At 64.9% G+C, this 18,707-nt stretch carries 16 protein-coding genes; 6 read left to right on the top strand and 10 right to left on the bottom strand.

Annotated elements, in window-relative coordinates:
* Positions 1 to 111: 111 nt before the first annotated feature.
* The gene (locus tag C7446_RS13415; RefSeq protein WP_121173637.1) at positions 112 to 1,194 is read right to left on the bottom strand and encodes a metal-dependent hydrolase; all 1,083 of its coding nucleotides are present in this window, start codon (positions 1,192 to 1,194) and stop codon (positions 112 to 114) included.
* A gap of 107 nt (positions 1,195 to 1,301) precedes the next feature.
* On the opposite strand from C7446_RS13415, the gene C7446_RS13410 reads away from it, so the two are divergent.
* On the top strand, positions 1,302 to 1,994 hold the full coding sequence (locus C7446_RS13410; RefSeq protein WP_121173636.1) for a uracil-DNA glycosylase family protein: 693 nt from the start codon (positions 1,302 to 1,304) through the stop codon (positions 1,992 to 1,994).
* A 74-nt stretch (positions 1,995 to 2,068) separates the two neighbouring features.
* On the opposite strand, the gene C7446_RS13405 is transcribed toward C7446_RS13410, so the two are convergent.
* Together C7446_RS13405 and C7446_RS13400 are read right to left on the bottom strand one after the other, a co-directional pair.
* Positions 2,069 to 4,351: a TonB-dependent siderophore receptor gene (locus C7446_RS13405; RefSeq protein ID WP_121173635.1), complete on the bottom strand. Its 2,283-nt coding sequence runs from the start codon at positions 4,349 to 4,351 to the stop codon at positions 2,069 to 2,071.
* A gap of 148 nt (positions 4,352 to 4,499) precedes the next feature.
* On the bottom strand, positions 4,500 to 4,904 hold the full coding sequence (locus C7446_RS13400; RefSeq protein WP_121173634.1) for a DoxX family protein: 405 nt from the start codon (positions 4,902 to 4,904) through the stop codon (positions 4,500 to 4,502).
* Between the two features lie 180 nt (positions 4,905 to 5,084).
* Between C7446_RS13400 and C7446_RS13395 the strand changes: the two genes are divergently transcribed.
* Entirely contained in the window at positions 5,085 to 5,528 is a 444-nt protein-coding gene (locus C7446_RS13395) for a VOC family protein (RefSeq protein ID WP_121173633.1), read from the top strand.
* A gap of 100 nt (positions 5,529 to 5,628) precedes the next feature.
* On the opposite strand, the gene C7446_RS13390 is transcribed toward C7446_RS13395, so the two are convergent.
* Positions 5,629 to 6,330 carry a phosphatase PAP2 family protein gene (locus tag C7446_RS13390; RefSeq protein ID WP_121173632.1) on the bottom strand — a complete coding sequence of 234 codons (702 nt, stop codon included), beginning with the start codon at positions 6,328 to 6,330 and terminating at the stop codon, positions 5,629 to 5,631.
* 182 nt (positions 6,331 to 6,512) lie between these two features.
* Positions 6,513 to 9,362: a valine--tRNA ligase gene (locus tag C7446_RS13385; protein WP_121173631.1), complete on the bottom strand. Its 2,850-nt coding sequence runs from the start codon at positions 9,360 to 9,362 to the stop codon at positions 6,513 to 6,515.
* A gap of 161 nt (positions 9,363 to 9,523) precedes the next feature.
* On the opposite strand from C7446_RS13385, the gene C7446_RS13380 reads away from it, so the two are divergent.
* On the top strand, positions 9,524 to 10,186 hold the full coding sequence (locus C7446_RS13380; protein ID WP_121173630.1) for a TenA family protein: 663 nt from the start codon (positions 9,524 to 9,526) through the stop codon (positions 10,184 to 10,186).
* Between the two features lie 3 nt (positions 10,187 to 10,189).
* On the opposite strand, the gene C7446_RS13375 is transcribed toward C7446_RS13380, so the two are convergent.
* The 4 genes from C7446_RS13375 to C7446_RS13360 form a co-directional block, all read right to left on the bottom strand.
* Positions 10,190 to 10,621: a DNA polymerase III subunit chi gene (locus tag C7446_RS13375; RefSeq protein WP_121173629.1), complete on the bottom strand. Its 432-nt coding sequence runs from the start codon at positions 10,619 to 10,621 to the stop codon at positions 10,190 to 10,192.
* A gap of 136 nt (positions 10,622 to 10,757) precedes the next feature.
* A complete protein-coding gene (locus C7446_RS13370; protein WP_121173628.1) occupies positions 10,758 to 11,504 on the bottom strand; it encodes a glucose 1-dehydrogenase in 747 nt (248 codons plus the stop codon).
* A 70-nt stretch (positions 11,505 to 11,574) separates the two neighbouring features.
* A complete protein-coding gene (locus C7446_RS13365; RefSeq protein ID WP_245977850.1) occupies positions 11,575 to 12,675 on the bottom strand; it encodes a branched-chain amino acid aminotransferase in 1,101 nt (366 codons plus the stop codon).
* Positions 12,676 to 12,795: 120 nt separating this feature from the next.
* Positions 12,796 to 14,292, bottom strand: a complete 1,497-nt coding sequence (locus C7446_RS13360; RefSeq protein ID WP_121173626.1) for a leucyl aminopeptidase — start codon at positions 14,290 to 14,292, stop codon at positions 12,796 to 12,798.
* Between the two features lie 213 nt (positions 14,293 to 14,505).
* Between C7446_RS13360 and lptF the strand changes: the two genes are divergently transcribed.
* From lptF to C7446_RS13345, 3 genes are read left to right on the top strand one after another with little or no spacing between them, the layout of a single operon-like run.
* A complete protein-coding gene (gene lptF, locus C7446_RS13355; protein WP_121173625.1) occupies positions 14,506 to 15,591 on the top strand; it encodes an LPS export ABC transporter permease LptF in 1,086 nt (361 codons plus the stop codon).
* Positions 15,588 to 16,649 (top strand): LPS export ABC transporter permease LptG, encoded by a 1,062-nt coding sequence (lptG, locus tag C7446_RS13350; RefSeq protein ID WP_121173624.1) that lies wholly within the window; start codon positions 15,588 to 15,590, stop codon positions 16,647 to 16,649. Before lptF ends, lptG begins: the two co-directional genes overlap by 4 nt.
* Positions 16,646 to 17,686: an AarF/UbiB family protein gene (locus tag C7446_RS13345; protein ID WP_147408781.1), complete on the top strand. Its 1,041-nt coding sequence runs from the start codon at positions 16,646 to 16,648 to the stop codon at positions 17,684 to 17,686. The genes lptG and C7446_RS13345 overlap by 4 nt, the downstream gene beginning before the upstream one ends.
* Here C7446_RS13345 and C7446_RS13340 read toward each other — a convergent pair.
* Positions 17,675 to 18,706, bottom strand: coding sequence for a glycosyltransferase family 2 protein (locus C7446_RS13340; RefSeq protein ID WP_121173622.1), 1,032 nt, complete (start codon positions 18,704 to 18,706; stop codon positions 17,675 to 17,677). The two genes, C7446_RS13345 and C7446_RS13340, sit on opposite strands and share 12 nt — an antisense overlap.
* Position 18,707 lies beyond the last annotated feature (1 nt).

Genomic DNA, 18,707 nt, shown 5'->3' with positions numbered 1-18,707 from the left:
GAACCTCGAATGCCAACCGCGGCATGAATCTCTTCCTGCATGAATCTGACAGGCCAGCGCCGATTTGTCATCGGTTTCATTCGGCAGGCCTGTCGTGGTGAAGCCCTGCGGTCACCCTGTCGCCATGTGCTCGGGCCGGCATTGTGACTGCAACAGTTCGCCCTGAACCTCGCCCTGCAGCGCCAGATCGGCCGGGCAGAAGGCGTCCGGATCAAGGATGCGCTGCAGCAGGGTTTGCAGCATAGCCATCGAGATACTGCTGCTGTCGGCCGAGCGGGCCGGCATCGCCTGCCACGGGGCTGCAGGGTCAGGGCGCCGGGCAATCGCGAAGGCAAAGAAGTGATGGCCCGGCATGCCCATCCGGGTGTCGGTGACCACCAGCCGGTCATCGACCACATCGTAGCGTCGGAATGGCCCGGCAAACCAGGCCAGCCGGCGGCCCGCGGCAAATTCCAGCGAGGCCGGGGCCAGTTCGGTCGAGCGGGAGAAACTGTCCAGCCGCAGCTCATCGGCCTCATCGAACAGGCTGATCATGCCTTCGAGCTGACGCTCGTCATCGATGACGGTGACCCGCCACAGCAGGCTGGTCAGGGGGGCCGGCTGCACCATGACGGCCTGATCGTCCAGTCCGCGCTCGGCCAGTTGCGGCGCCAGACGCGCCATGATCTCGGCCCTGGCGCCCACCGTGAAGGCGAGATAGAGCGTCGCCAGACCCAGTCCGATGATGGAAGCGCGCCGGGGGGCGCCCCGAATCAGGCCCACGACCAGCGCAATCAGCATCGGCAGGGTATAGAGCGGATCGATGATGAAGATGGTTTTCCAGGCCACCGGGGGCGACGGGATCGGCCACAGCAGCTGGGTGCCATAGGTGGTAAAGGCATCCAGCAGCGGATGGGTCAGCAGGATCAGGGCACAGAACCACCACCAGTGCCGAAAGCCGATGGCGCGGGTACGCCGCCAGCGGGACAGCAGGGCGGCCAGCAGGGTGGCCACGCCGGTCAGCACCAGCAGGGAGTGGCTGAAGCTGCGGTGATAGGTGTAGTCGGCAACGGCGTCACCGAAGTCGAGAAAGCTGTCGAGATCGGGCAGGGTGGCCAGAGCCGCACCCGCCACCAGCGCACGGCGGCCGAGCTGGCGCCCCAGTACGGCACCGCCGATGGTGCCGCCCAGACACGCCTGGGTTACCGAATCCATGTGTTCTCCTTGTCAGAGCGCGAAGCTGTGCTCGGCCCGCTACCCTTGTCACGGCAGGGGAACGAGGACCTGCGCTGAATGCATCCATCGGTTTCAGGGAGTGTGGCATGCCGCTCGACAAGCGCCATCTAAAAGCCTTCAGGGAGTTGTCAGCAGAGACCGAGGGAATCGACACGGCAGTCTATCAGCGCTTCGGGCGCGATCCGCAGGAGCCCATCATCGGGCTGGGCCAGCGCAACGCCCGACTGGGCTTCTTCGGCCGCGATCCCGGTCGTGAAGAAGTCCGGCACGGGGAGCCCTTCATCGGCGCCGGGGGGCAGATCGTGCGTCGGGTGCTCGGTGAGCATCTCTACGGCGAGCCGCCGGCCGACTTCGAGACAGCGCAGCGGCTGGGGCGCGACTTCTTCTGGATCAATACGGTGCCCTACAAGCCCACGGGTAACAAGGCGTGGTCGATGAAGGTCAAGAGGCGCTTTCATCCGCTGATGCGCGAACTGCTGGTGACCCTCTGGGAGGGGCGCACCCTGATTACGCTGGGGCGGGAAGCCTTTCTCTGGTTCGGCATCGATCAGCCGAAGGAGGAGCGCGACCGGCTGGAGGCGTTCTGGAAGCGCGAGGATCGTTTCGAATCCCACTGCGAGGTGACCCTGGAAGATCCCGAGGGGCGCCAACAGACCTTTACGCTCTACCCGCTGCCGCACCCCTCGCCGCTCAACCAGACCTGGTATGCGCGCTTTCCGGGGCTGCTGAAGCAGCGGCTGGAGCAGGTCGAACTGACGCCCGATTCGCTGACCTTCTGACCGGCTCCGGGCGATGGGCATGAAAAGGGCGCCATTGCGATGCAATGGCGCCCGAAGAGCCGGCGATCGGCCGGTCAGAAACGGTAGCTGACGGTGGCGGTCACGTTGCGCTCCTGGCCGTAGAAGCAGTTGCGCAGGCTGGTGCAGGAGGCGACGTAATCCTTGTCCAGCAGGTTGTTGGCGTTGACCCGAACATTCAGCCCGTTCAGATCGGGCGTGAGCCTGCCCAGGTCATAGGAGGCCATGGCATCCACCAGGGTGTAGGCCGGTACCTGGACGGTGTTTTCATCGTCCGCCCAGCTGCTGCCGACATAGCGCACCCCGGCGCCGAGCGCCAGCCCGTTGAGGCTGCCGCTGTCGAAGTCATACTTGCCCCAGGCGGAAGCCATGTGCCGCGGCGCTTCGGGGGGAGTGTTGTCTTCGGTACTGTCGTTGGTTTTGGCGAATTCCATGTCGGTATAGGTGTAGGAGGCCATCAGCGCGAACTGCTCGGTGAGGTGGGTCTTCGCCGAGAGCTCTACCCCATGGGTGCGCACCTTGCCGATGGATTCGTAATACGTCCCGTCATAGGTCGGATCATCGACTGCTGACGGCACATCGGTCTGGGTCAGCCGGTAGACCGAGACGGTGTACTGATCGCGGGTGCCCGGCGGCTGATACTTGACCCCGGCCTCGTACTGGTTGCCTTCGGTCGGGCCGAGGATGTCGCCATTTTCGTCGGCGCGGGTACTCGGATTGAACGATTCCGAGTAACTGAGGTAGGGGGAAACCCCGTTGTCAAAGGCGTACAGCAGTCCCGCGCGACCGCTGAAATGGCTCTGATTATCGCGGGAAGTATCGGTCGTACTGCTTTCCGTGGTCGCCCGGGCCCAGTCCTCGCGGCCGCTCAGATTCAGCCGCCAGCCGCCGAGGGCCAGCTGATCCTGCAGATAGACCCCGGTCTGCTCGACCTTGTGGATGAAGCTACTGCCAGCCCCATAAGCAAGCTGGATGTCATCATACGAGGGGTCAAAGGCGTTGATGGGCGAGACAGAACCGCAGCTTGTTTGACCCTGTGGGCAACCGTATTCGTCCGCATAATCATCAGTACTTCCGAATTGCTGATTTCCGGTATTCCGACGGTGCTGATAATCCAGCCCCACCAGTACGGTATGTGTGACCGGGCCGGTGTCAAAATCGGCCTGCAGCTGGTTGTCGACGGCGTAGGCCTTCAGCGACTCGGTAGAACTGGCGACACCGCGCTCAAGCATATTGCTGTCGTCGGCGGCGAAATTACGACCGTAAACCTGGTCGTAATCGATATCCATCGACAGGTAGCGGAAGTTCTGGCGCGCGGTGAAGACATCGTTGAAGCGGTGCTCGAAGTGATAGCCGAACATCCGCTGGTAGCGGTCGAAACGGTTGTAGTCGGGGTCACCATCGAAGAAGTGGCGGCTGATCGTTCGCCCGTTATGATCATGGATGGTGCCGTCCGCCGGTACGAAGCCGTAGAAGCCGCTCTCGGGATCGTGCTGCAGATAGGCCATCAGGGTCAGCGTGGTGTCCTCGTCGGGGGCGAAGGTCACCGAGGGCGCGAGGGTGTAGCGCTCCTGCTCGCTGTGGTGATACATGGTGTCCGAGGCGTCGGCCTGGCCGACCAGCCGGTAGGCGATGGTCTGCTCATCGTTGAGCGGGCCGGTGAAGTCGAAGCGGGCGGCGCGCTGGCCGTTGTTGCCGAACTCGGTCTGGAGTTCATGAAAGGGCTGAAAGCGCGGACGCTTGCTGGTCAGCGAGACCATGCCGCCGGGCTGGTTCTGACCGTAGAGCACCGATGAGGGGCCCTTGAAGACATCGACCCGCTCGAGAAAGTACGGATCGATCTGCGGCGTATTGTAGGCGCCGGCATCACCGAGCAGTTTCAGCCCGTCGAGATAGACGTTATCCAGGTTACTGGTGCCGCCGAAGCCGCGCAGACGAATGAAATCGTAGCGGCTGTTGCCGGCACCGCGCCCACCGGCAAAGACCCCCGGGCTGTAGCGCAGCGACTGCTGGACCGATTCCGAGCCCTGATCCTCGATCTGCTCCCGGGTCACCACCGAAACCGACTGCGGCGTCTCGTTCAGCGGCGTATCGGTCTTGGTGGCACTGGTACTGCTGTCAGCGGTGTAGCCTTCGGTGGGTGCAAGGGCATCACGCAGCCGATCCGAGGTGACGGTAACCGTCTCGGCGGTCGTGGCTTGTGCCGAGGTATTGGCTGTGGAGGTGGTGGTTTCACCCTCGGCCAGTGCCGGCTGGGCCAGCGTGCCGAGGAGCGCCGTCAGCAGCAGGGAGCGGCCGACAGGTGGACGGAAAACGTAATTGAGCGATGAAGCCGACATGATCGCGTTGTTCCCTGGAATAAGATCCCGCCGGGCGGGTTGTTGATCAAAGAGCCGAATGCGCGAAGACGAATGGAATTGATAGTTAGTCTCATTCGGAAATCAATCCTACACTCGCTGACTTCTTTACGCATCCCCTCGTTGGTGTTCAGTCCGGGCGAACGGCATAACGCCCGCTACCGATGAACAGCACTGCCAGCGCTGCACACAGCAGCAGCACTTCCAGTTCGATCGACCAGCCGCCGACCCGGTTGAGCGAGAACAGGGCGTCGAGCTTGAACAGCACGATGGCTACCAGCATGTTGATGGCGGCCAGCCCGCCGCCCAGTCGGGCCCGCCAGCCCAGCAGAATCATCAAGGGTGCGACCAGTTCGCCCACGAACACCAGCCAGGCGCCCTGGCCGGGTACGCCCCACTGCTGCAGCCGGGTACCGATATGCGCGACGGCATCGCTGTTGCCCACCTTGGCAATGCCGTGCAGCAGCAGGGTAGTGGCAAGGCCGAGACGCAGCAGCAGCTTGCCGGCCGGTTCGTTGTAGAAGAGGGTCATCATGGGTCTGCTCCCGCAGGGTGGTCATGGAACCGCCCATCAATGAAAAGGCCTTCATCGGTCGGCAGTTACTTTGCCACTCCTGCCCATGGCATGCCAGCGACCACTGGCCGGGCCTGCTATCATGGGCCTGTCACGAGCATGACCGAGTGGTTTCGGTCATCCAATCGCATGGAGCCCCTTATGCAATACCTGCACACCATGATCCGAATCAGCGACATCGATGAGTCGCTGCATTTCTTCTGCGATCTGCTGGGCATGAAGGAAGTCCGGCGCCGGGAGAGTGAAAAGGGTCGCTTTACCCTGATCTTCCTCGCCGCGGACGAGGATGAGCAGCGCTCCAGCGAGCTCAGGAGCCCGGAGCTGGAGCTGACCTGGAACTGGGATCCCGAGGAACTGACAAAGGATGCCCGCAATTTCGGCCATCTGGCCTATCGCGTGGACAACATCCATGACACCTGCCAGAAGCTGATGGACAACGGTGTGACCATCAACCGGCCGCCCCGTGACGGTCACATGGCCTTCGTCAAGTCGCCGGATGGCATCTCGATCGAGCTGCTGCAGAAGGGTGAGGCGCTGGAGCCCAGCGAGCCCTGGGCTTCGATGGAAAATACCGGCAGCTGGTAAACCCGCGCCTGCCGCAGTGCCGATCACCGCCCGATACGCTGTATCGGGCGGTTTTTTGTGTCGCGCGGGCAGGGTCGTCCAGGGATGGGGCTGGCGCGCATCAGGCGGAGCGCATGGGGAGCAGCCGCCCGATTCGGGTGGCCAGCTGCGAGGCCAGCGGCGTGCACAACAGCCACGGCAGGATCAGCAGGGCAATCGACAGCGAGCCCATGTAGACATCGCTGAACCAGTGCGCACCCACCATGATGCGTGGCGCGCTCAGCAGTACCACGAACGCCATGCTCAGCCACGCCGTGTAACGATCGGCGAAGCGCAGCATGAAGGCCGCAAAGATCATCAGCATCAGGCCGTGATCCCCCGGAAAGCTGTTGCTGGCGCCATCCTTGGTGGGAAAGGTGACCACATCGGCCAGATGACGCGCATGCTCGAAAAAGCGGGTCGGGCTGGGATGGCCATAGCGGATGCCCTTGTCGGTCAGCATGGCCATCACTCCTGCCGTAAGCAGCATGGTCAGGCCGATCCCCAGCCAGCGGCGGTTGCGATGACGCAGTGGGCGCGGATCGTGACGCATCGCCCGCCGGAACAGCAGGCCCATCACCGCGAAGGAGGCGATATCGAACAGCCGGTTGTTCAGGGCGGCCAGCAGGGTGTCCCAGGTACCTCCCTGTGGCGTGATCAGGTTGTTGAAGAACCAGAAGATCCGCTCATCGAGATCGGTCCAGAGCAGCAGGTGGGGCCAGCCCCAGCTGAACAGCAGGGCGGCGCCCAGCAGATTGAAGATCAGAATGCGGCGCAGGTGCATGGCAGGCTCGACATGTCAGCAAATGAATAAGGTCGAGTATATTTTAAAGCCTGATTAAGGAACAGTGTTTCTTAACAATGGCAGCGATAGCACGGCCCGTTGCCATCCTGCGGCGGATGTCATCAACAAAAAGGCCCCGCAGTCGATGACTGCGGGGCCGGTCGGGCGAAGCCCGTGCCGGATCAGGCGTCCAGCGTCTCGATGGTGGCACGCTGCTCGCGCAATACCTCGCGGTTTGACTGCGCCTCGCGCAGCTTGCCCTGCTCCTTTTCCACCACTTCGGCGGGGGCCTTGGCGGTGAAGCTCTCGTTCGCGAGCTTCTTCTCGATGCCGGCGATCACCTTTTCCTGCTTTTCCAGCTCGCGGTCAAGACGGGCCAGTTCGGCATTGCGGTCGATCAGCCCGGCCATGGGTACCCGGATCTCCATGGCACCAACCCGCTGCACCGCGGAGACCGGTACATCGGCGGGGTCGGTGAAGCGGATGCTCTCCAGCCGCGCCAGCTTGCCGAGGAACCGGGCGTTGTCTTCCAGCCGCTGGCGGTCGCGCTCATCGCCATGGGTCAGATGGACCGAGAGGGTGCGCGCCGGCGCAATGTTCATCTCGCCCCGGATTTCACGAATGGCGACGATCACGCCCTTGAGCCACTCGATATCCTCGATCGCGGCTTCATCGATACGGGTGGTTTCCGCCACCGGCCAGGGCTGTACCATGATCGAGGTGCCGAGGCGCTCGACATCGACACCGGCCAGGATCGAGACCTTCTGCCAGATCTCTTCGGTAATGAACGGCATCATCGGATGCGCCAGCCGCAGGATGGCCTCGAGTACCTGTACCAGGGTACGCCGGGTGCCGCGCTTGGACTCCAGCGGTGCGGTTTCGTCCCACAGTACCGGTTTGGAGAGCTCCAGATACCAGTCGCAGTACTCGTTCCAGACGAATTCGTAGAGCGCCTGGGAGGCGTGATCGAAACGGTACTCCTCGAGCGCCCGGGTCACCTGGGCTTCGGTCTGCTGCAGGCGCGAGATGATCCAGCGATCGGCCAGCGACAGCATCACCTCGCCGTCGAGTCCGCAATCCTCGCCCTCGGTGTTCATCAGCACATAGCGGGCGGCATTCCACAGCTTGTTGCAGAAGTTGCGATAGCCATCCAGCCGGCCCATGTCGAACTTGATGTCACGACCGGTGGTCGCCAGCGACAGGAAGGTATAGCGCAGGGCGTCGGTGCCGTGGGCCTCGATGCCGGCCGGAAACTCCGTCTTCGTCGCCTTGGCGATCGCCTTGGCCTTCTGCGGCTGCATCATGCTGTCGGTGCGCTTGTCCACCAGGGTATCGAGTTCGATACCGTCGATCAGGTCGATGGGATCGAGCACGTTGCCCTTGGACTTCGACATCTTCTGGCCCTGGCTGTCGCGCACCAGCCCATGGACATAGACCGTCTCGAACGGCACCTCGCCGGTGAACTTCAGGGTCATCATGATCATCCGGGCGACCCAGAAGAAGATGATGTCGAAGCCGGTGACCAGGGTGCTGGTCGGGTGGAAGGTAGCCAGCTCCGGAGTCTGCTCCGGCCAGCCCAGGGTGGCGAAGGTCCACAGTCCCGAGCTGAACCAGGTGTCGAGCACATCCTCATCCTGGTAAAGCGCGATATCGGTGGCCAGGCCGTACTTCTCGCGGACCTCCTCCTCGGTGCGACCCACGAAGACATTGCCCTCGGCGTCATACCAGGCCGGAATGCGATGGCCCCACCAGAGCTGGCGCGAGATGCACCAGTCCTGCAGATCGCGCATCCAGGCGAAGTACATGTTCTCGTAGTTCTTCGGCACGAAGCGGATGTCGCCGTTCTCGACGGCGGCAATCGCCGGCTTCGCCAGCTCCTCGACGGCCACGAACCACTGATCGGTCAGCAGCGGCTCGATGATATCGCCCGAGCGGTCGCCATAGGGCAGGGTATTGGTGATGGTTTCGACCTTCTCCAAAAGCCCCAGCGCGTCCATGTCGGCGACAATGCGCTCGCGGGCCTCGAAGCGTGCCAGCCCGCGATAGGCCTCGGGCAGGGTCGGATCGATGGCGTCACTGGGGCGCCCTTCGATCGTGAAGACCTCGGCCTCGTCGCGGATGTGCGCCTGGCGTGTGAAGACGTTGATCAGCGCGCTGTCGTGGCGCCGGCCCACGGCGTAGTCGTTGAAATCGTGCGCCGGGGTGATCTTGACGCAGCCCGAGCCCTTCTCCATGTCGGCGTGTTCATCGGCCACGATCGGGATGCGCCGGCCCACCAGCGGCAGCTCGACATGACTGCCGATCAGCGAGGCGTAGCGTGTATCCGCCGGATTGACCGCCACGCAGGTGTCGCCCAGCAGCGTTTCGGGACGCGTGGTCGCGACTACCAGATGGTCCTCGCCGGCGGCGGTGCGCTCGCCATCGGCCAGGGGGTAGCGAAAGTGCCAGAACTGCCCCTGCTGCTCGCGATTTTCCACTTCCAGGTCGGAGATGGCCGTCAGCAGGCTGGGGTCCCAGTTGACCAGCCGCTTGCCGCGATAGATCAGCCCCTCGTCATGCAGGCGCACGAAGGCTTCACGCACGGCGTTGTAGAAGCCGTCATCCATGGTGAAGCGTTCGCGTGACCAGTCGACGCTGGCCCCCATGCGCCGCAGCTGGCGGGTGATGTGGCCACCGGACTCCTGCTTCCAGTCCCAGATGCGGTCGATGAAGGTCTCGCGCCCCAGGTCATGACGCGTTTTATCCTCTTGTGCCGCGACCTTGCGCTCGACCACCATCTGGGTGGCGATACCAGCGTGATCGGTGCCCACCTGCCAGAGCGTGTTATGGCCCTGCATGCGCCGGAAGCGTACCAGGGTATCCATCAGCGTATCCTGGAAGGCGTGACCCATGTGCAGGCTGCCGGTGACATTGGGCGGGGGAATCATGACCGAGAACGGTGTGCCATGACCGCTGGGTACGAAACGTTGGTCGGCTTCCCAGCGCTGATACCAGCGGGTTTCGATCGATTCGGGTTGGTAGGTCTTGTCCATGAGGCTCGCGGCGTTGTGAAGTGGGCTCGAAGGGCGCAGCGGATCGCTGAAATGGCCCCGAGTATAACGTCAGCCCGGGCCGCGTTCTAACCCTGCCCGCCACGCACTCACTGCCGTGCACTACACTGGGTGCGCAATTCCCCACAATGGAGCAAGCCCCGATGAGCGACAGTGAACGGCCGAGCGAGCGCCTGCGCCAGGGCAGTGAACCACAATGGGGTCGTGCGGTTCACCACCGGTTTGTCGATGAGCTGATCAGTGGCGAGGTGGCCGATGAGGTGCTGGCGCACTATCTGGTACAGGATTACCAGTTCGTGGACGCCTTTACGGCGCTGCTCGGTGCGGCGGTGGCCTGTGCCGACCGGCCCGACTCGCGCCGGGTGCTGGCGCGCCAGCTCGGGGTGGTGTCCGGCGACGAGAACGACTATTTCGACAATGCCTTCGACGCCCTCGGGGTGCCGTCTGCCGAGCGTACCGGGCCGCAGCGCGCCGCACCGACCCAGGCCTTCATCGACCTGATGGACGAGGTCCGCCGGTCGCAGGATTATGCACGGATCCTGGCCGTGCTGACGGTTGCCGAGTGGCTCTATCTCGACTGGGCACGCCGCGCCGATACCCTGCCGGAGCGTTTCGAACAGCGCGACTGGATCGTGCTGCACAACAACGCCGACTTCGAGCAGTGGGTGGCCTGGCTGCGCGCCGAGTTCGACCGGCTGGGCGAGCAGGGCTACCCGACGGCCGTCGTGCAGGCCTTCAACCGCGCCGTTGAGCTGGAGCTGCAGTTCTTCGATGCGGCCTATGTCACCCTCGCGCCCTCGCTGTAGCCCTCAGCCCTCGAGGTGGTGAGCCTCGACCTGATAGCCGCGGCTCTTGTAGGTCTGCCAGCACTCGCGCTTGGCATGCAGAATGCCCTGGTGCTGGTTGATGATCTCGGCGACGCGCTCGAAGCGTGAGAACCAGGGCGGAATCTCCGGATGCAGGTTGAGCAGGGCCTCGATGCCGGGTTCGGGCGTATCCTGCCAGCCGATGGTGACCGGTGCGGGATGATCGCCGGCTTCCCCCAGCAGGTGGTGCGGCACGAAGGCATCAAAGCGGAAGTTCCACAAGCGGTCGTCGAAGTCCCGTCCCATGGTTTCATCCTCGGTGTGCACGTGCAGCCGATAGCCCTTGCGATGAATGGTTTCGGCCAGCCGGCAGGCGAACTCCAGTCGGGCGTCGAGCGTGGTCTGGGGAAGGATATAGAAATCGATGCGGGTCATGGTTGTTTCCGGACGGGCAGCGGCAAGAGGAGGGTGGAAAAGGGAGGAAACGGCAGCAGCGGCCGCCTGCGCCAGGCTCCGGCCCGTTTCTCCCTCTTCCGCTCACGCAGCGGCGTGGTTTCGTGGTACTTCCCGTTCAGACCCCGCCGTCGATATCCAGCCGGGCGCCGGTGGTAAAGGAGGCTTCCTCGTTGGCCAGCCAGAGCACGCCGGTGGCGATCTCGCGGGCCTCGCCGGCGCGCCCCATGGGAATCCCCGAGCTCGAGTTGTCGGGCTTGTCGGGGTTGCCGCCACTGGCATGAATCTCGGTGCGCACCACCCCGGGGCGGATGGCATTGACCCGAATGCCTTCGGCGGCCACTTCCTTCGCCAGCCCTTCGGTGAAGGTGTCGATGGCGCCCTTGGAGGCGGCATAGTCGACATACTCGCCGGAGCCGCCGCGATGCGAGGCCGCCGACGAGATGTTGATGATTGCGCCGCCCCGGCCGCCATGCTTCGTGGACATCCGTCTGACGGCTTCCCGGGCGCAGATGAAGGGGCCGGTGACGTTGATGCGCATCATGCGGTCGACGCGCTCGAAGCTCATCTCGTCGACGCGGGCGACCCGGTCGATGATACCGGCATTGTTGACCAGCACGTCGAGTCGGCCGAGCTCACGATCGACGGTTTCGAACAGCCGCACGATATCGGCCTCGACCGCCATGTCCGCCTGCACGGCAATGGCGCGCCCCCCGGCCTGCTCGATCTCGCTGACCACCTGTTCGGCGGCGGCCGAGTCGCTGCGATAGTTGACGGCCACCTGATAGCCGCGTTCGGCGGCCAGTTTCGCGGTGGCAGCTCCGATCCCGCGACTGCCACCGGTAATCACCATGATCCCGCTCATCACATCTCTCCCTGGTTGCATGATCAATCGCGAGGAGAGCAGGGCGCATGGACCCTGCTCCGGACCGGCCTCAGGCGAGCCGGGTCAGCCAGCCGTGGGGGTCCTCGGTACGGCCATACTGCAGATCGAGCAGCTGCTTGCGCAGCTGCCGGCCGATCCTGCCGCCTTCCTCGCTGCCGCCACCGATGCGCTCATGCTCGGTGACCAGTTCGCCGATCGGGGTGATTACCGCGGCCGTGCCGCAGGCAAAGACCTCGCTGATCTCGCCGGAATTCACGCCCTCGCGCCATTCGTCGATGCTGATCGGGCGCTCCTCCGGGGTCAGGCCGGCGTCCCGGCCCAGCTGCAGGATGGAGTCGCGGGTCACGCCCTCGAGAATGGTGCCGGTCAGTGCGGGGGTGACCAGCCGACCGTCACGATAGACGAAGAACAGGTTCATGCCGCCGAGTTCCTCGACCCATCTGTTCTCGACCGCATCCAGAAAGGCGACCTGATCGCAGCCGTGGTTTTCGGCTTCCTGCTGGGCGGCCAGCGAGGCGGCATAGTTGCCACCGCACTTGGCGAAACCGGTACCGCCGGGGGCGGCGCGGTTGTAGTTCGAGGAGAGCCAGATCGACACCGGCTTGACGCCCCCCTTGAAATAGGCGGCGGCCGGCGAGGCGATGACGTAGTAGTCGACTTCCTTCGACGGCTTGACGCCGAGGAACTTCTCGCTGGCGATCATGAAGGGGCGCAGATAGAGGCTGGACTCCTCGGCTTCGCTGGCCGGTGTCGGCACCCAGTCGATGTCCTGACGGACCAGGGTGCGCAGCGACTCGATGAAGGTCTCATCATCCAGCTCGGGCAGGGCCAGACGGCGCGCCGAATCGCGAAAGCGGGCGGCGTTCTTCTCCGGGCGGAAGGTCCATACCGAGCCATCGGCATGGCGATAGGCCTTGATGCCCTCGAAGATCTCCTGGGCGTAGTGCAGTACCGAGGCTGCCGGGTCCAGCGTCAGCGGACCATAGGGGCGCAGTTCGCCACTGTGCCAGCCATCGTCCTTCGTCCAGCGGACATGCACCATGTGATCGGTGAAGTAGCGGCCGAAACCGGGGTTGGCCAGGATCTCGGCTCGCACATTGGCTTCGGTGGCCTGGGTGGTGGGGCGGACGTCAAAGGCAGGGGTGGTCACTGCATCGTTCTCCATTGCCGGGCGAATGCCGGAGCACAGGGCGCTCCGACCAATCCGTTCAGAATGACACAAGGCATTGCATGCGGGGAAGTTCGCCCCGGCCGGGCGGGGCGAGGGGAGTTACTCCCCGAAGCGGTGTTCGGCGCGATCGAGCAGATACTGCGACAGCAGCCCCACCGGTCGGCCGGTCGCCCCCTTCTTGCCGTTCCAGGCAGTGCCGGCGACATCGAGGTGGGCCCAGGGCCACTCGCCGACGAAGCGCGACAGGAAGCACCCGGCGGTAATGGCACCGGCCTTGCGGCCGCCGATGTTGGCGAGGTCGGCGAAGGCGGAATCGAGCTGACCCTGATACTCCTCCCACAGCGGCAGGCGCCAGGCGCGGTCCCAGGCGGTGACTCCGGCCTCGGTGACCTGCTCGGCCATGGTATCCTCGTTGCTCATCATGCCGATGGCGTGCGAGCCGAGCGCGATCACGCAGGCACCGGTGAGGGTGGCGATATCGATCACCGAAGCCGGCCGGTAGCGGTCGGCATAGGCCAGGGCATCGCACAGCGCCAGCCGCCCTTCGGCATCGGTATTGAGCACCTCGACCGTCAGCCCCCTGAGAGTGGTCAGAATGTCGCCCGGCCGCATGGCATGCCCGTCGGGCATGTTTTCCGCGGAGGCCACGATGCCGACGACATTGAGCTTCGGCTTCATTTCCATGACCGCGCTCATGGTGCCGAAGACCCCGGCGGCGCCGCCCATGTCGTACTTCATCTCGTCCATGTCGGCACCGCCCTTGATCGAGATGCCGCCACTGTCGAAGCTGATGCCCTTGCCGATCAGCACATGCGGCGCCTCGTCGGGATCATCGGCACCCCGGTACTCCATCACGATCAGCTGCGAGGGTTCGGCACTGCCGCGGCCGACGGCGAGCAGGGCACCGGCGCCCATTTCCTCGAGGGCCTGCTCATCGTGTACGGTAACCGTAAGCCCGCTGCCGCGACCCATGGCCCGGGCCTGCTCGGCCATGTAGGTGGGCGTACAGATGTTGCCCGGCAGGTCACCGAGGCGGCGCGCCACGTTGATGCCATTGCCGATGGCGGCGCCGATGCGCATGCCGGCCTCGGCGCGCTCGGCCTCGCTGGGGTCGCTGACCAGCAGGGCGAGCTGGCGCAGCGAGGCCGGTTCGCTACGCTGGGACTTGCACTCGTCGAAGCGGTAGGCGGCGCGTCGGGCGGCTTCGGCAATCATGCGCGATTTCCAGTCGATCCCGCGCGGGCCCAGCTCGGTATCGGTAAAGGCAATGGCGGCCTCCTCGATCGGCAGCCTGAGCAGGGCGCTCATGGCCGCATCGAGGGCGGTGCGAAGGCGTGCCTCGTCGAGCTTCTCCTGCTCGCCGCAGCCGACCAGCAGCAGGCGAGCGGTATTGAGTCCGGGCGCGAACGGAACCAGCTGGGTGGTGCCGAGGTCTCCGACAAAGTCGCCGCGTTCGATCAGCTGACCGATCAGGCGCTCGCTGGCGTCGTCGAGCCGGGCTGCCGCCGGAGGCAGCTGGCTGCCCCTGATGACGGGCACGACGATACAATCGGCCTCCGCGCGCGCCGGATTGACGGTAAGGACTGAAAATTCCATGACGACTCCACGAGACAGGAAAACCTGGATTGGCGATAATGCCGGCGCCGTCGACGCCGGCAACGGCATCGGGGGACCCTCCGGGGTCGATTCCCGCATGATGGCCTCAGTTTACGCAATGGCACGCGCTCTTGCATGCATCCGGACGGGACCGGCAGGCATGACCGACACGAACATCTCCCGGTTGGAGCCGACGCAACGGAGAGCCACGGCTTGATCGTTTATCGCTATCTGACCCGTGAAATCCTGACCACCATGGGCGCCGTGACCGGCGTGCTGCTGCTGGTCATCATGGGCAACAAGTTCATCCGCTATTTCAGTGACGTGGCCGAAGGCGAGTTTCCGGCCGGCCTGCTGGGCAGTCTGATGCTCTACAACATGCCCAGCTTCGTGCAGCTGATTCTGCCGCTGGCCTTCTTTCTCGGCATCATGCTGGCCTACGGACAGCTCTACCTGAACAGTGAAATGACGGTGCTGGCGGCCTGCGGTATCAGCCCGCGGGCCGTGCTGGGCGCCACGCTCTGGCCGGCAGCACTGGTGGCGGTGCTGGTGGGGGCCTGCAGCCTGTGGCTGACGCCCTATGGGCTGGCACACAATGAGACGATGCTGACCCAGCAGGAGGATCAGGCCGATTTCAGTGCGCTGGCGCCGGGGCGCTTTCAGGAGATCGGGGACCGTACGGTCTATGCCGAAAGCACCAACGGCGATGACAGTCGCATGAACAATGTCTTCATTGCCGAGAGCGATCAGCGCGCCGACGGCAGCCGGCGTCAGATCCTGACCCGCGGCGAGAGCGGCTATCAGACCAGCGGCAGCGGCGACAACAGCGACAGCCGCTATCTGGTGCTCTCCGAAGGGGCCCGCTATGCGGTCACGCCCGGTGACCATCGTGCCGAGCGGTTGAAGTTCGAGACCTACGCCCTGCGGCTGCAGAACCGGAGCGGCCAGGCGAGCTACGATGATACCGAGCTGCTCTCCACTCCGGATCTGCTGGCGCGCGATGACGAGGGGGCCACGGCCGCGCTGCAGTGGCGCGTGTCGCTGGCGCTGATGGTGCCCATCCTGACCCTGATCGCGCTGCCACTGTCGCGTGCCAGTCCGCGTCAGGGGCGGTTTGCCAAGCTGCTGCCGGCCATATTCATCTATATCGCCTACATGAGTCTGCTGCTGGCCGCACAGGACGCCCTGAGCAATGGCCGCTACAGTGCCGCCATCGGCATGTGGCCGATTCATGCCGTCTTCCTGCTGCTGGGGCTGTGGCTGTCGTGGCGTGATGGCGTCGTGGGAGGAAGACGCTGATGTTCAACCGACTCGATCGCTACACCGCGCGCACCGTGCTGATGTCGATGTTCGTGGTACAGGTGCTGCTGCTGGGCCTGGACTTCGTGATCAACTTCATCAGCGACATCGAGGATGTCACCGACTCCTATACCACGCTCAATGTGCTCTTCTACACCTTTCTGCGCCTGCCGTGGCGTTTCTACCAGTATGCACCGGTCAGCGTACTGATCGGCGCGCTGGTCGGGCTCGGCGCAATGGCCTCGAACAATGAGCTGACGGTGATGCGGGCCGCGGGGCGCTCGCTGCTGCGCATCCTGTGGAGCGTCATCAAGCCGCTGGGCGTGGTGATCATCATTACCATGCTGGTGGGCGAGTATGCGGCGCCCTGGAGCGAGCAGTACGCCCAGTCGTTTCGCGCCGAACAGCGCCAGGGCAGCAGTGTTGCCTCCGAGGATGGCGGCTGGCAGCGCGAGGGCGACAGCTTCTATCGCTTCGGCTCGATCCGGACCGACGATACGGTGATCGACTTCAACCGCTACCGCTATGACGGTCAGCAGCTGGTGGCCGCCCAGCATGCCGATCGGGTGGTGCGCGAGGGTGATCACTGGCAGCTGCAGGGCATCCGCACGACCCACTTCAGTGACGATGCCACGACCACCACCACGCAGGACAGTGCCACCTGGCAGACCTCACTGACGCCCGAGCTGCTGCGGCTGATCATTACCGACCGGGACAGCCGCTCGATGCAGGACCTGTGGCGCTACGCCCACTACCTCAACAGCCAGGGGCTGTCGGCGACCAGCTCGTGGCTCTACTTCTGGCAGAAGCTGCTGTTGCCGCTGATGCTGGCCTCGCTGGTGCTGGTCGCCGCGTCCTTCGTGTTCGGTCCGCTGCGCAGCGTGGCAGCCGGCACCCGGGTGTTCTACGGCACCATCGTGGGGCTGGTATTCAAGTATCTGCAGGACCTGCTGGCACCGGCCGCGACCGTGTTCGGCTTTTCGCCCATCTGGGCGATCCTGACGCCGACGCTGGGCTGTTTCCTGCTCGGCTTCTATCTGCTGCGCCGTTCGGCATGACGCGAGCAGGCTGGTCGCTGGTGCGTCCGCGCTGGATGCGCCGGCGGCTCGAGGGGCCATGGCGCGGGTCGGGGTCGGGCTGGCAGTGGTGGCTGGCCGATCCGGCCGGCCGGCGGCCCGCCGAGCTGTTCGATGACTTCCTCCGGCAGGACTCCCCGCAGGTGGTGGCGCTGCGCGCCAAACAGACCCGCTCGCGCTGGTGCTATCGCATCGACGATGCGGACACCGCCGAGCGCCACTGGTTCGCCAAGCGGATGGTGTTGCCCCGGCATCATCGCCTCGGGGCGCTGCTGGGAGTGAGTCACCGCTGGCTGGGGCTGACCCATGGCAGTGCCGAATTTCGTCATGCGCTGGCACTGGAGCAGCGCACCTCCCTCGGCGTGGGCATGCTGGCGCTGGGTGAGCAGCTCGAATTCGGCCTGCCGACTCGCCAGGTGCTGATCAGCAGCTGGCTGGGTGACTGGCCGACGTTGACCAGTGCGCTGCTACAGGCGGACGGGACGCGCCGGGTGCAGCTGCTGAGAGCGTTGCTCGAGACCCTCCGCCAGCTGTACCGCGCCGGCTTCTGTCACCTCGATCTTCATCCCGGCAACCTGCTGGCATCTCCGGCGCCCTCCGGCCGGGGCAACTGCCTGCCTGCGCTGAAGGTGATCGACTGTGCCCGGGTCAGCCTCGATGCCGACCCCGACGCGGCTGCTGCCATCCACCTCGGCGTGCTGATGCATGAACTGAACGGCAAGCGCGGCGGTATCGAGCCCGGGCTTGAACAGGCGGGAACGCGCCTGCTGCGAGCGATCATCGGTCACTCGCGGCCGGCGGCCGAGCGGCTGCTGATCATGCTGCTGCGCTACTCCACCAAGAAGCCCTTCTCCCGCCACACGCTGCTGGGCCGAGCGCCCGAGCGACTGTCGCTCGGGCGTATCGAGCAGACGCTTGAACAGATGACCGGTCACCGCGCGGCGCAGGCGAGCCGACCGGTCATGCCGAGTGCGGCACTGGCCAGAGCGATTGCCGCCGCCCTTGTCTCAGAGGCCTGATGCCGCAGGGTTGCGGTGCTGCCAGTAGTGCTTCAGGCGTGCCGGCCAGCGGCGTGTCAGGGGAGAGCGCAGCAGCTCCCGCCAGAGGCGATGGCCGAGGGTACGGCGTGCGCTCCAGCAGACATTGGCCCAGCGCTCGCTGGTTACCGCCGCCAGTGCCTCGGGGTGGTGACGATGGCTGCGCCGGTTGGCCGTCTCGATCCGGCGCAGCCACTGCTCCGCCCATGCCAGGTAATCGGCGTCCAGTGCCTCGCCCAGCCCGGCAGGGCGGGAGAGGTCGTAGTGGCCGGCCAGTTCTTCGGGCGTCGGCGTGATGCCGAGCTCTTCCAGCGCCCGCTGACAGATCGCCTGCTTGCGCTCGCGGCCGACATCGCGGGTCTGGCGGGTAAAACGCGCCGCATGCTCCCGACCGCAGACCAGAATGTCCGGCAGGTTGGCCATGCGGTGGGTGCGCGACAGCCGCTGGTGCAGCTCGTAATCCTGACAGCGAGGGAAGCTCTCGTCATAGCCGCCGGCCTCCCGCAGGACGGCCGTGCGCGCCAGCAGGGTGCGGTTGGTCAGGGCGCAGTAGAAGGGCAGGCTGGCATCCACCTCGGCGGCGTCGACGGGACGGCGCCGCACGCGTTTCAGCAGCTGCCCCCGGGCATCCATGAAATTGCAGGCGCTGCCGAGCTGGGCCAGCTCGGGATGACGATCGAGCACGCTCACCTGACGGGCCAGGCGCTCGGGCCAGGCGTGGTCATCGCTGTCGAGCAGCGCGATATACTCGCCCCGCGCCAGCCCCAGCCCCCGGTTGCGAGTGGCCGGAATGCCCAGGTTGCGCGGGTTGGTCTCGATGCGCAGGCGCGGATCGCGATAGCGCGACAGCACCTCCAGGGTGGCATCGGTCGAGCCATCGTCGATGACCAGCAGCTCCAGATCCGTGAAGGTCTGGGCGAGAATGCTGTCGACTGCCGTCACGATGTAGTGCTGGCGATTGTGGACGGGAATGAAGACAGTTACCCGGGGGGACGAACTCATG

It is taken from the genome of Kushneria sinocarnis (genome assembly GCF_003633775.1).
Taxonomy (GTDB): Bacteria; Pseudomonadota; Gammaproteobacteria; order Pseudomonadales; family Halomonadaceae; genus Kushneria; species Kushneria sinocarnis.
Note: the sequence above shows the minus strand (reverse complement) of the source record. Positions and strands in the feature narration are given on the sequence as shown.

Bases quoted from the DNA above. Each gene is read 5' to 3' on its own strand.
- C7446_RS13405 (WP_121173635.1), bottom strand. From the start codon at position 4,351: ATGTCGGCTTCATCGCTCAATTACGTTTTCCGTCCACCTGTCGGCCGC.
- C7446_RS13395 (WP_121173633.1), top strand. From the start codon at position 5,085: ATGCAATACCTGCACACCATGATCCGAATCAGCGACATCGATGAGTCG.
- C7446_RS13380 (WP_121173630.1), top strand. From the start codon at position 9,524: ATGAGCGACAGTGAACGGCCGAGCGAGCGCCTGCGCCAGGGCAGTGAA.
- C7446_RS13400 (WP_121173634.1), bottom strand. From the start codon at position 4,904: ATGATGACCCTCTTCTACAACGAACCGGCCGGCAAGCTGCTGCTGCGT.
- C7446_RS13370 (WP_121173628.1), bottom strand. From the start codon at position 11,504: ATGAGCGGGATCATGGTGATTACCGGTGGCAGTCGCGGGATCGGAGCT.
- C7446_RS13385 (WP_121173631.1), bottom strand. From the start codon at position 9,362: ATGGACAAGACCTACCAACCCGAATCGATCGAAACCCGCTGGTATCAG.
- C7446_RS13360 (WP_121173626.1), bottom strand. From the start codon at position 14,292: ATGGAATTTTCAGTCCTTACCGTCAATCCGGCGCGCGCGGAGGCCGAT.
- C7446_RS13415 (WP_121173637.1), bottom strand. From the start codon at position 1,194: ATGGATTCGGTAACCCAGGCGTGTCTGGGCGGCACCATCGGCGGTGCC.
- C7446_RS13390 (WP_121173632.1), bottom strand. From the start codon at position 6,330: ATGCACCTGCGCCGCATTCTGATCTTCAATCTGCTGGGCGCCGCCCTG.
- C7446_RS13345 (WP_147408781.1), top strand. From the start codon at position 16,646: ATGACGCGAGCAGGCTGGTCGCTGGTGCGTCCGCGCTGGATGCGCCGG.
- C7446_RS13340 (WP_121173622.1), bottom strand. From the start codon at position 18,706: ATGAGTTCGTCCCCCCGGGTAACTGTCTTCATTCCCGTCCACAATCGC.
- C7446_RS13375 (WP_121173629.1), bottom strand. From the start codon at position 10,621: ATGACCCGCATCGATTTCTATATCCTTCCCCAGACCACGCTCGACGCC.
- C7446_RS13410 (WP_121173636.1), top strand. From the start codon at position 1,302: ATGCCGCTCGACAAGCGCCATCTAAAAGCCTTCAGGGAGTTGTCAGCA.